This is a genomic window from Herpetosiphon gulosus (genome assembly GCF_039545135.1).
Taxonomy (GTDB): Bacteria; Chloroflexota; Chloroflexia; order Chloroflexales; family Herpetosiphonaceae; genus Herpetosiphon; species Herpetosiphon gulosus.
Genome location: NZ_BAABRU010000002.1, coordinates 419,256 through 432,995, shown reverse-complemented (window position 1 = coordinate 432,995; position 13,740 = coordinate 419,256). Strand labels below are relative to the sequence as shown.

4 protein-coding genes are annotated in these 13,740 nt (G+C 50.8%); all 4 read left to right on the top strand.

Annotation, left to right across the window (positions count from 1 at the left end; genetic code table 11):
- Positions 1–146: 146 nt before the first annotated feature.
- Positions 147–797 carry a hypothetical protein gene (locus ABEB26_RS03865; RefSeq protein ID WP_012191641.1) on the top strand — a complete coding sequence of 217 codons (651 nt, stop codon included), beginning with the start codon at positions 147–149 and terminating at the stop codon, positions 795–797.
- 164 nt (positions 798–961) lie between these two features.
- Entirely contained in the window at positions 962–2,260 is a 1,299-nt protein-coding gene (locus ABEB26_RS03860) for a DapH/DapD/GlmU-related protein (protein WP_345720631.1), read from the top strand.
- Between the two features lie 38 nt (positions 2,261–2,298).
- A complete protein-coding gene (locus tag ABEB26_RS03855) occupies positions 2,299–3,234 on the top strand; it encodes a response regulator (protein ID WP_345720630.1) in 936 nt (311 codons plus the stop codon).
- A gap of 40 nt (positions 3,235–3,274) precedes the next feature.
- The gene (locus ABEB26_RS03850; protein WP_345720629.1) at positions 3,275–13,723 is read left to right on the top strand and encodes a GAF domain-containing protein; all 10,449 of its coding nucleotides are present in this window, start codon (positions 3,275–3,277) and stop codon (positions 13,721–13,723) included.
- Positions 13,724–13,740 lie beyond the last annotated feature (17 nt).

Sequence of the window (13,740 nt, the reverse complement as noted above, 5' to 3'; positions counted from 1 at the left end):
AACTGTGAATTTGGGGCATTATAAAGGCACATTGTGTTGACGAAGGTATAGCCTTAATGTACAATGTGCGTGCTGGCCGGGCCACGTTCCGAACCACGCCGTGTTGCCCCACTGCGAAGCTCACAGCATAGTGCAAGGAGTTACTCATGGCAGAAGAGCGCACCAATACGTCTGACGAGCTTGAGCGCCTGTTCTACCCCAATAAAATCGCACGATTGTATCTTCTCAGTTTGGAAGATGTTATGGGCCGCACGGGGGTCAATGCGCTGCTAAATATGGCAGGGATGAAACACCTCGTCAATAACTATCCGCCCAACGACTTGAAACGCGAATTTTCGTTCTTTGATCTCGCAACGATCAGCGAAGCCACCGAAACAATGTTCGGTCCACGGGGTGCGCGTGGGATGGAACTGCGGGCCGGACGGTATGCGTTCAGTCTTGGGTTGAAAGAATTTGGCCCACTATTGGGGATGGCCGACCTTGCGCTCAAACTGATGCCCATGACCATGAAAATGAAGATCGTGTTGAATGCGGTAGCACAAACCTTCGACCGCTTCAGCGATCAGCCGAGTCGGGTGGAAGATCAAAAAGGTCGTTTCCTCTATTACATTGATAAATCGCCAGTGTTCTGGGGACGCGGCAATAGCACCCCGATCTTCTATTTGGCGCAAGGGATTATCGAAGAAGCCTTGACGTGGGTGACCGGCGGTCATAACTTCAAGGTCGAACAAGTTGCAAGTCCACGCAATGGCGATCCATATTGTGCGTTTGCCATTGACAAGGAGCCAATAGATTAGGACGATGTAAGTCTGCCAATCTGTGCGCTGGCGACGAGCAGGACGCTCACAGACATCCAACTGTAATCTGCTAAATACCCTTATTCGTGCAAATGCGAGTATAGTACATGGTAGATACCAGGTGGTTTCGGTGGTCGAAACGTCTTGAGCTGCAGGGACTCGTTATGAAACGGATTGTTCTCCGCGATCCTACGCTTATCGCTCCCTTTGGAGAACCAGCGCGTGATTTGCGGATTCTCAATAAGCCGCTGTGGCTGCTACACCGTGATCTGCTTGCACGCCACTGCCAAAGTGTTGCGGAAGTAGCTGATTGGTCTGAAATTTCACCAAGTAGTGATGAACTCTTGGTGCATAAAGATAATCTCTATTTCAACCGCGATTTCATTGAGACGTTTATCGCTGAGGCACGCGCCACTGGGCAACCTTGCCAAGTGGCTTTTGCTGCTGATGATGCGATGATTACGGCCCATGCTTTGCGATTACAAGAGGGTATTCGCAAGCATGGTAACCATTTTGTCGCCGACCTCTACTATTTCCCTCGCGGCGTTGTCCCGAATCCACAACCGCTGGTAATCGATACCAATGCCATGGAGATGGGCTACTACCATATTCCAAGCTATATGGCGCCCAACCAAGGGGATTTGGTATTCCAGGTGCCAATTCGTGCGTTTTGTTCAATCGAAAGCTGGGTTCATATTTTCATGACAAACTCTCCGCTTGGGGTGTTTGCATGGGGTCGGAAGCTCGAGCAAGAAGTTGCCGCAAGTTGGCGTTTGAAGTTGAAGATTGGCTTTCGCTCATTCATCGAACGTAAGCACTTTCTTTCATCATCTCCGGTGGTCAAGATTGGCAAGAACTGCTCAATCGATCCTTCGGCGATTATTCAAGGGCCAACTGAGATCGGTAACAACGTGAATATTGGCGCTGGAGTGGTGATTACGAATAGCTTGATCGGTAATAACGTGACGATTATGCAAGGCTCCCAAGTGATGCTTAGCGTAGTTAGTGATCGTTGTTATTTACCATTCCGGGCTGCTCTGTTCATGACTGTCTTGATGGAAAATTCGATGGTGGCGCAAAATACCTGTTTGCAGTTATGCGTCGTTGGCCGTAATACCTTTATCGGGGCTGGCAATACCTGTACCGATTTCGATCTGCTGGGCAAGCCAATCAAGACGCTCCATCGCGGGCGCTTGGAAGAAGTTGGTCTGCCAGTTATTGGCTCGGCAATTGGCCATAATTGTAAAATTGGCTCAGGCTTTGTCATTTACCCAGCCCGTAATATTGAATCAGGCACGGTCTTGATTTATGGCGATGACCATTCGGTTATTCCTAAAAATGTTTCGAGTGGTATTTATACGCGCCCACCAGTTTTCTATCCCGACCGCGATCCGCGCGTTCAACGTATTCCAGTTAACGATCGCGTCGCAGATGAGTACCCAGCAGAACAATTCCGTGATTAACGCTGCATCGCACGCGGCGTGCGATGATGGAGGATACTGTGAGCAAAGAACGCATCTTAGTCGTCGAAGACCAAGCCGATATCTCTGGCTTGCTCAAAATTTACTTCACCTCGCAAGGTTATGAAGTGATGACCGCGATGCGCGGGCAGGTAGCGCTCGATCTTGTGAAACGCACGCCGCCGCATTTGGCCTTGCTTGATGTGAATTTGCCCGATATGACCGGGTATGATATTGGAAAAGCACTGCGTGCCAATGCCCGTACAAAGCATATTCCAATCATTTTCTTGACCGCCCGTGGTGAAAAAAGCGATAAAGGAATTGGCCTCGGCGAAGTCCAAGCCAATGACTATATTGTCAAGCCCTTCGATATTGAAGAAGTCCATATGCGGGTGCGCAATAACTTAGCTTTGGCTCGCGAAAAAAGCCGCACCCACCCAGTCACTGGTTTGCCAACCGCCGAATTGATTAACGAAGAACTCCGCCGTTTGCTCTCAGCCGAAATTTGGACGCTGGCAACCGTGCATATCAATGGCTTCGATACCTTTACCCAAGTCTATGGCTCGGTCGTCGGCGAGGATGTGCTGAAGTTTGGCGCATTGTTGATCAACGAAGTCGTCAGTGAATTGGGTGGCCAAGAGGAGTTCATCGGTCAATTGGTCACTGGGCCAGATTTCTTGATTACGTCGATGCCTGAACGCGCTAAAGCAATTGTCGATCGGATCGCCGAACGCTTTGATCAAGAAATTGGCTTGCACTATAGCTATCCCGACCGTAAACGTGGCTATATTTTGGCCAAAAATGCCGATGGCACTGAACGCCAAGAACCACTGATGACGGTTTCAATCGGGGTGCTCGATAGCAACGATGGGCCATTCTATGATATCCGTGAACTCAGCGAAACGGCTGAAAGTGTGCGCCCATTGCCAAACTTGCAAGATGGTTCAGTTCGTAGCGCTGTGAAATTTGGCCGCTAAGCCAGGAGTTAATTCCTGTGCCTAAAGAACACAAATGCCCATGAAAATCTCTCCTCCTTCCACCGCAATTTGGCACGTGTTAACAGGCATTGCTCACCTCGCCCGTGAGCAATCGCCTGATTTGCCAACGTTCGCGCAGCGCTGTGCCGATTTGCTCAAGCAAAGCGGCATGTTTGCTCAAGGGGCGATCTTACGCCTTGGTCAACAACGTTCGTTGCTGACTGCATGGGGCATGAATAAACGCGCAACCAATCGGTTGTTGCCTGCTCGCGTTTTAAATGGTGGAAGTGAGGTTCGCCTACCCGATGGTTGGCAGATGTTTGAGATTGGCACTGCCGAGGTGCCTGGCGTTTTGGTCGCTCCGGTCACAATTGAGCCTGAGCCGCTCACAGTTTTGGTGGCTCAGCTAACCAGTTTGTGGCAGGGTGTCGCCTTGCAAGAGGAATTTGCCCGCCGTGAACGCACGGTCGCGGCTATGACTGAATCGTTGCAAGGTTTGGCGCAACAACTTAATGCTGACGATTTCTTGCAAACCTTGGTAACTCAAGCAACCGAATTACTGGGTGCTGCTGGTGGTGGGGTCTACATGACCGATTCCAACCAGCAATATTTGGAGTTGCGCCAAGTTGTGCAATTTCCGGCCAATTGGAATGGCGCACGGATTCAGGTTGGCAAGGGTGTGGCTGGCAAGGTGGCCCAAAGTGGCAAACCGATGCTGGTCAATGATTATGCCCAAGCCAAAGAAAAATACGATAATCTCCCCGAGGGGATTAACTTCACCGCTGTGATGGCTGCTCCGCTCCGCGCCGACGAGGCGATTATTGGGGTTTTGGTGCTGGTGCATATCGAGCCTGAGCGCGGTTTTCAAAATGCTGATTTGGCCTTGCTTGAATCATTCGCCGCTCAAGCTTCGTTGGCGATGCGCACCGCCAAACTCTTCGATGCTCAACGTCAACGCTCCCGCGAATTGTATTTGCTGTATGAAAATAGCTTGACAGTTGGCTCATCGCTTGATCTAAGCCATATTCTCAATCGATTAACTGAAAATGTCTTGCTGGCGCTTGGGGTCGAGCAATGTTTGTTGTTGCTCTGGGATGATCGACGCAAAATTTGTGAGTTGGTAGCCCAAGCAACTGATGACGATGCCACCAATTCGTTAGATTTATCGATTGGGGCAACCTATGAGTTGCGGCCTGAATCAATTTTAAAATTATCGTTCGATACCCAACAACCAGTCGTGGTTGTCGATATTGATACTGACCCACGAATCAATGCTCAACGTTCGTGGCTCAAGGCCCGTGGTATTCGCAGCGCTTTAGGCTTGCCAATGCTGCTCAAGGAGCGGGTGATTGGGACGTTGCTGTGTACCACTACCTCGAAACCCCGTACCTTTAATCCTGGCGAAATTACCTTAGCTCAAACCTTGGCGGCTCAAGCTGCCACGGCGATTGGCAATACGCGCTTATTAAATGATGAGCGCCGCCGCAATGCTGAGCTTTCAGTGTTGCAATCGCTGAGTGCCAAATTGACCTCAGGCGTGAGCCTGCAAGTGGCGCTCGAAAGCATCGGCGAAAGCGTTGTTCAGCTCTTTGATAATATTGATCTGGAAATTTGTCTCTACGATCCGCAAAATCAGGTCTTAAATAGCCAATTTGCCACACCTCGCACTCGCCAGCACTATGCGAGCGAAGGTGGTTCGTATGGCATCGATCAAGGTTTGACTGGTTGGTTGGCGCGGCATCGCTCAACCTTGCGGATCGACGATTTGCAACGCCAAAAGATTGTTAAGCCAATTCGACCTCACGAAACCGAAAGTGGCTTGGCCTTCCGCTCCTTCTTGGGCGTGCCAATGCTGATTGGCGATCAGTTGATCGGAACATTGGAGCTTGGTTCAAGCACGATTGGGCGGTTTGATGCTGAAGATGAGCGCTTACTGAATATTATTTCTTCGCAAGCCGCTCAAGCGTTGCGCAATGTTCAGCGCTACGAAGCCACCGACGAAGTGTTGCGCGAACGGGTACGCGAGCTTTTGGCGCTCCAACGCATCAGCCGTGAACTAACCTCGACCTTGCAGCTTGAGCAATTGCTGCCCGCAATGTTGACCGAAATCACCCAAGCTACTGGCTGTGGCTATGGGATTGTGGTGCTGCATAACGAAGATGAATCGCTGCAAGTTATCGCGCAAACTGGCTACAATTCAGCCGAAGCTGCTGGCGTGTTGGCGCTACCGTTGCTGAATAATGGCTTGTTGAGTGCGCCAATGCAACGCGCCGAAGCCCTGATTTATGATGATGTAACTGTATTAGAAGCGAATATTGCCTGGGGCGAGATTCGTTCGTTGCTCATGGCTCCGATTTTGTACGAAAATCGGGTGGCTGGGGCAATTATTGCTGGCGATGCCAAAGGTTATTCCTTCGATCACGCCGCGCTCGATTTTGTACGCGCTGTGGCCGACCAAGCTGCTTTGGCGATTGGTAATGCCCAACACTACGAGGAGCAAGTTAAGCAACGCGAATTGTTGCAACAACGTGCAAGCCTCTTAAATGAAGTGCTGGAAATTGGTAACGCGCTACGGGCCGATATGGAGCTGAGCAATCTGCTTGAGCAAATCGCCTTTAGTGTGACCGAAGCCGCTGGCTATCGTATGGTCTTGTTCAATCTGATCGATCCGGCGCGTCCGACGATTATGCGCACCGCCGCCGGCGCAGGGATTGCGCTCTCCGATTTGGAACAATTGCGCAGCGAAGATATTTCGATTGAAACTGTGCACCCCTTGCTCGATCCCCAATATCGCATTGGTCGAGCCTATTACATCACTCGCGGCAACGATTCGAATGCTTGGCACGATGGCGATCAACTGCTCGTGCCGCTCTACTCGACTGAGCGCGAATTAATTGGGATTATGACGGTCGATGATCCGTTTACCCACGAAGCGCCAACCCGCCGCACGGTCGAAACCTTGGAAATTTTCGCCAACCAAGCAGCGATTGCGATTGAAAATGCGTGGCTGTTTGATCAACGTTCGCGCCAAATTGCCGAACTGGCGATTATCAACCGCATTAGCCGCGCCGCAACTGCTAGCCTCGAATTCAATGATTTGGCGCGTGAAGTCTACAATGTGTTGCGCGAAAATCTGCCAATTCGCGCCTACTATTTGGCAGTTTTTGATACTCAGCGCAATAGTGTGGTCAAATCGTTGGCGATTGATGACGAGCACTTTATGCCCGATGTGGTCAATGGGCCAATTAACGAAAGCTCGTTGATGGCACGGATCATCAAGCAACGTAAAACGTTGTATTTCAATGATATGACCACGGAATTTCATTATGACGAGGACAATAGCCCACCGCGTAATGATGAAGGTAATAGCACCGATGTTCCTCGTTCGTGGATCGGCGTGCCACTGTTGTTGGGTGATGGTACGGTGCGCGGGGTGCTTTCGCTGCAACATAATGAAGCTGGGCGCTATGGCGAACGCGATGCGGCAGTGCTCGATACGATTGCCAACCAATTGGCTGTGGCAATTGAAAACTCGCGCCTATACACCGATACCCAATCGCGTTTGAATGAATTGGCACTGATCAACAAAATTGGTAGTCTGACTAATTCAACCCTTGATTTTGTCGAAATTCTCAAGGGTGTCTACGAATCGTTGCGCACAACCTTGGAATTGAATGTCTTCTATAGCTTCGTCTACGATCCAACCCATGGCGAGATTGTGCTGCGGGTCAATGTTGAAGAAGGTAAATTCTTCATCGAAGAGCAACGCGAAAAACTGTTGCCCAACTCACCGTCAGCCCATGTTGTTAACGCCCTTGAACCCTTGGTCTTCCGTGATATGCCCCAAGAAATTGAGGGCAAATATACGATCAAGCGCTTTGGCAACCCCGATAAATGGGTACGCTCGTGGATTGGCGTACCGCTGAAGATTCGCGATGACACCGCTGTGGGGATGCTCTCGGTTCAACACTACGAGCCAAATATCTATAGCGAACGCGAAGCCGAGTTGTTGCAAACGATCGCTAGCCAAGTGGCCTTGGCAGTACAAAATGCCCGCCTCTTCGGCGACCGCGAACGCCAAATTCGCGAGTTGGATGCGATTAGCCAAATTGGCCAGTTGATGAGCGCCTCACTTAATCTGAGTGAAATGCTGGGATTGACCGCTGAATACTTGCAAGAAGTAACCTCAGCGCCAGTTTTTTACACCATGATCTACGATGCTGAGCACGACCAAATTACCGATGGCTATGCTGTCCAAGAAGGTGTGCCAGCCGAACGAACGCCACGTGGGAAGCCACGCCCAGGCAGCCCAAGCGCATGGGTGGTGCAAAATCGTGCACCCTTGATTTTGGCCGATGTAACGAACAAGGCTGAATTGCACCAAAAGGGCGTTCAGCCGATGGCCAACCCAATCGAGGGCAAAAATAAATCGCCACGCTCGTGGATTGGCGTGCCGATTATTGCTCGCGACGGTGCACCGATTGGGATGCTCTCGTTGCAAGATTATCGGACAAATGCCTTTGATCAACGCACGGTTGCTTTCTTGACCAACGTGGTTTCGCACATTAGTTTGGGCGTGCAAAAAGTTCAGCTGTTCAACGAACGTGATCGCCAAATTAAAGAGCTTGATGTTATTCGCCGTGTCGGCCAAGTTACCAGCTCAACGCTTAACGCTGATGAATTGATGCAGGGCGTGTATAACGTGCTGCGTGAGTTCTTACCGATTGAAATTTTCAATCTGAGCGTTTTTGATAGCGATCTGACGGTGCGTAGCCATAGCTTTGTGATCGATCGTGGCTTGATTATTCAATATCCCAAAGCTACGCCGATTACGCCGCACTCACTGACTGCTTGGATTTTGGAGCATCGCCAACCGTTGCTGTTCAAGCATGTTGACGAGGAAATGAAGGCCTATCCCGATATTCATCCACGAGTGCAATCAGCCGATACAGTGCTTTCACAATCGTTGATGGGTGTGCCGTTGCTCACCAGCAACGACGAACCGCTTGGGATTTTGCTGCTGCAACACTATAAGCAAGCGATGTTCGATGAACGCGATTTGCAATTGCTGATCAACGTAGCCTATCAGGTAACCTTGGGGATGCAAAATGTGTTGTTGTATAGCCAAACTCAGGATGGTTTGGAGCAACTCGCAACTGAAGCTGAACGCTTGGCGCTGATCAATCACGTTTCTGATCTGACCGCTTCGACGCTTGATACCCAAGTGCTCTACGATTTGGCGGTTGAAGAAATGGCCCAAGTGACCGATGCTTCACAAGCTCGCTTGGTGATTTTTGATTACGAAGCCCAAATTGGCTATACCCGCGCCGAATTCCCTAAAGGTGATCTGAGCATCGAAGTTCCGGTTGCCAACAACGGCACCATTCCATGGATGCAGCGCCATCGCCGCCCATTGGTCATCAACAATCCACTTGAGCACGAATTAACTGAATCGTTTCGTGCAACGATCAGCCAACTGGGCATTCAAGCGTTGATGTTGGTTCCGTTGATTGTCAAGGGCGAAGTGGTTGGCTCGATTGGGCTTGATCACATTGGCGAGAGCCGGCATTTCAGCCAACGCGATGCTGAAACCTGCCAAACCATCGCCAACCAGATTTCGCAAGGCTTGGAAAATGCCCGTCTGTTTGCCGAAACTGAGCGCCAAGCCCATGTGCTAAGCCGCAAAGTTGGCGAATTGTCGGTGCTTTTGGAAGCAGGCCAAGCGCTTAGCTCAATCCACGAGCCAACCCAGGTCTTGGATACTTTGGTACGCTTGGTGGCCCGCCAACTCAACATCGAAACCGTGATTCTGTTTACTGGCGATGAAGAACTTCAGCCTGTGGCCTCGTTGGGCTTGCCAACCGATTTTGTCCAAAGCTTGCGCGTCAAGCGTGGCGAGGGTTTGGTTGGCACGGTCGCCGAGCAACGCAAACCGCTAACAACCAGTGCCACCGATGGTAATTCATCAATCATCTCGCAATATACCGAATTCAATCGCGACCATGGCCTCTCGGTCTTTATGGGTGTGCCGATTGTCTATCGCAATGAATTGTTGGGTGTGCTGAGCGTGATGTCGGGCACAGGGGCATTATTCAGCGAAGATGATACGGCGCTGTTGAGTGCTTTGGCTGACCAAGCGGCAATCGCAATTGAAAATACTCGCCTGTTCGTGGAGCGCGAACGCCAAATTACGGTGCTGCAAGCATTAAACGATGTAACCCAAGCGATCACTTCGACGCTTGATCCACAAACTTTGCTGCGCCAATTGCACCTGCGTTTGAGCAGCGTGGTCGATACCCGCTACTCATTTATCGTACTCTACGATAGCGATCATAATCTGTTGACCTTCCCTGTGGTGATGAATGCTGGCCGTGAGGAGCGACTTGAGCCACAAGCCTTGGCCGAAGGCGTGCTGAGCCGCGTTATTCGCGGTCGGCGCACGATTGTCCTGAATACGATCGAAGAAACTGCCAATGCCTCGCGCTTCTTGTTAGGCCACGATACCGCAATGGCTTCGTGGGTCGGGATTCCGATTATGCTTGGCGATATGGTTTTGGGGGTTATCACTATCCAAAGCCCAAATCAACGGGCATTCAGCACCGAAACCATTCAATTCTTGCAAGCGGTCGCCAGCCAAACTGCAATCGCACTCGAAAATGCCCGCTTGTTTGCTGAACGCGAACGCCAAGTAACCGAAGCGGCAATTTTGTCGTCGATTAGCCAATCGATGACCGCGACGCTCTCGCCCGAAGAATTGGCTAGCTCAATTTTGAAGGGCTTGACCGAAATCTACAATACTGACAATGCTTATATCGTGTTCTACGATGCGCCAACCAATATGATCTCAACCACGGTTGGCTTTAGCAATGGCCAGCCCTATTCGTTGATTTCGCATGTGCTGAGCAACAACTTCCTCAAAACCATGTTGTTTGAGCAACGCCCATTGATGTTCAACAGCAGCAGCGATTTGCTCAACGAGCGCTTCTCACCACGGCTTGAAGGTATTCCCGATGCGATTGAGCCAGAATCGGTGATTGCGGCTTCGATCACCATGGGTAGCCAAACCTATGGGATGAATATCAATCAGCCGTTGGGCGTGCTGGTGATTCAAAGCCCGCAAGCCAACACATTTAGTCGAGCACAACTTCAGTTTCTTGAATCGTTGGCCAACCAATCGTCGGCAGCAGTGCAAAAAGCCATGCTGTTTACCGAACGTGAACGCCGGATTCGTGAACTGGATACGCTCAACCGCATTAGCCAAGGGATTACCTCAACCATTAGTTTGGATGAAATCTTAGAGCGCTTGTATGCTGGCTTGGGCGAAATTGTTGATGTTAGTACGGCCTTCATTGGCTTGTACGATCCACAAACTCACTCGATGGAATTCCGCGAAGCCCATGATCGGGGCGCACCAGTCACGATTGGTTCACGCCGCTTGTCGGTTGGCGTGCCAGCGTGGGTGATCGAACATCGGCAGCCGTTGCTACTGAACACATCGGAAGAAGCCAACGAATATCGCGATGCCCAAACCCAAATCACCTCGGAAACCAGTGCCATGCGGGTTGGTGGTCAGGGAGAGATCGAACAGTCGTATCTGGTTGTGCCAATTGTGGTTGGCGTTGATGTGATTGGGATTATCAATATTCAGAGCTATGAAGAATATTCGTTCTCTGAATATGATATGAGCTTCGTTACCACGGTTGCGGCGCAGGCAGGCGCGGCGATTGCCAATGCTCGATTGTTCTCTGAGCGCGAACAATCGATTCAGCGCTTGAACACCTTGAATAATATTGGTCAAGCCTTGAGTTCAACGGTGCGCTTCGACGACTTGCTGCGGGTGATTTACGAACAAACTGGCAAGTTGGTCAAAACCGAAAACTTCTATCTTGCGCTGTATGATGAGCGCAATAAAGAAGTGACCTTCCCGCTGTATTACGAATATGGCCATCCAATCAATGTTATGCCGCAGCGCGGCGTAAATGGTTTGACTGAATATGTCATTCGTAAACGGCAGCCGTTGTTGTTGCAAGGCCCACATATCGCCGAACGCATGACCGAAATGAAGGTTGATCAAGTTGGCGATATGGCCCGTTCATGGCTAGGAATTCCACTGATTGCCGCCGATAAGGTTGTCGGGGTTATGACGGTTCAAAGCTATGAGCAGGATAATGCCTATAGCGATGAATTGGTGCAATTGTTGCTCACGATTGCCTCGCAAGCAGCCCAAGCCTTGGAAAATGCACGGCTCTTCTCGGAATCACGCCAGAGCGTGCGCGAACTTTCGACGCTTTCAGAAACCAGCGTTTCCTTGGCTAGTACCTTGGAAATCGACGAATTGATGGCGATTAGTGCTTCGAGCGCAATCGAAATGTCGCGGGCCGATTTCGGCGGGATTATCGTGGTCGCAGGCGATGGTTACACAATTACCAACTCGTTAGCACTCAACCGCGACCATATGGAATTGGAACTGCCCGATACCAATGAGCTTGATGTTGGCAGCATGGAAATTTTGCGGCCATTGCGTTCAGGCCATCCATTGGCCTTGTTTGATGCCAGCACCGACGAAGGCTTAGCGCCATTCGTCAATAGCATCGGCATGCGTGGCTCGATCTTCTTGCCAATGTTGCGCGAAGGCTTGCGCGGCGTGGTGTTCGTGGGGATGGACGAACCATTTACCTTCAACGAACGCACGATTTCGAGCTTGATGATTTTGGCAACCCAAATTGGTCAAGCGATCAACAATGCTCAATTGTTCGATCAAATTCGCCGCTTCAATCTTGAGCTCGAAGAAATCGTTGATCAGCGCACCTTGGAACTTAAGGGTGAAAAGGAACGAGTCGAAGCACTCTACAACATTGCAACTGAGCTTGGCACGACCCTCGACCGCGACGAGCTCTTGCTGCGCACGCTTGATCTCGCGGCTTCGGCCTTGATGGTACGGCGTGGGGCAGTCTTCTTGCTCGACCGCGAATCCAAAGATTTGGTGTGTCATGCAGTGCTCAACGAAGAATTGGGCTTGAAGTCGATTGAAACGCGAGTACGCTTCCAACACCCAGGTTTGGCCAACTGGATCATCGAGCACAACGAAGGCGTGGTGATCTCCGATGTTTGGCTGGATGAGCGTTGGACGAATGCCCAAAGCGGACGCGGTGACGATGTGCGCTCGGTGATTGCCGTGCCATTACTTTCGAGCGACGCACCTCAAGGGGTGTTGATGCTCTATAGCAACGAAATTGGCTTCTTCACCCAAGATCACCTGCGCTTCCTCTCGACGATTGGTGGCGAAGTTTCTTCGGCCTTGCACAACGCCGACCTTTACACCTTGGTTTATGACTCGGCTGACCGACTTTCTGACGCGATGTGGCAACAACGTGAAGAAGCGAGCAAGACCGCTGCTATTCTCCAGAGTGTTTCGGAAGGGGTTATGGTGCTTGACCACCAAACCGAGAAGATCATTCTGTATAATCCAGCAGCCGAAGATGTTTTGCGGATTCCGCGCTCGGAAGTGATGCACAACAGCTTGCAAGTCGTGGCTGCTCCGCGCAACGAAGAAGAATTGCATGAAGAAGGCCGCTCGTTACTGCTGTATGCTGGTTTGCACGAAGGCATTCAGGTGGTGCAACGCTCCGAAGGCGTGCATCGCAGCATGATCGAATTGCCAGGCCAATCGATTGCGGCCAACTTTGCCCCGGTGGTTGGCGAAGAAAGCTCACGCTTCGGGGTTGTGGTGGTCTTGCGCGATATTACCCGTGAAGTTGAAGCTGATCGGGCTAAGCGTGACTTTGTGGCGACGGTTTCGCACGAGTTACGCACGCCGCTTACCCCAATTCGCGGCTTTGTCGATTTGCTGCTGCTCGGTGCAGTTGGCCAACTATCCGATCCACAACGCGAAATGTTAAACACCGTCAAGACCAATGCTATGCGCATGGTGGGCTTGGTCGAAGACCTGTTGGAAATTGGGCGCTTGGAAGCAGGCAAGATTGTCTTGAACACTGCGCCGAACCAAATTAACCAATTGGTGCGCGATATCGTGGCAACCTGGGGGCTTGAAATCGAGAAGAAGAATATGACGCTGAAACTCGAGCTTGACGACACATTGCCATTAATCGAGTATGATAGTAAGCGGATTGGACAGGTCTTAACGAACATGGTTTCGAATGCGATCAAGTATACCTACGCTGGTGGCGATGTGATAATCCGCACCTTCATCAACGAGGACAAGATGATCCAGCTTGATGTCAAAGATACCGGGGTCGGTTTGACAGCCGAGCAACAAAAGAGCATGTTCAAACGATTCTATCGAGCCGATAGTCCCCTACGTGATGAAGTTGGCGGCACAGGCTTAGGGCTTTCCATCGCTAAGTCGTTTATCGAATTGCATAATGGCGATATGTGGGTGCAAAGTGTCTATGGTGAGGGCAGTACATTCAGCTTCTCGCTACCAGAAGTGCAACCACGCCCCGACTTAGGCGAACGTGATGAGGTCTAGCATCGGCAGAACACAGG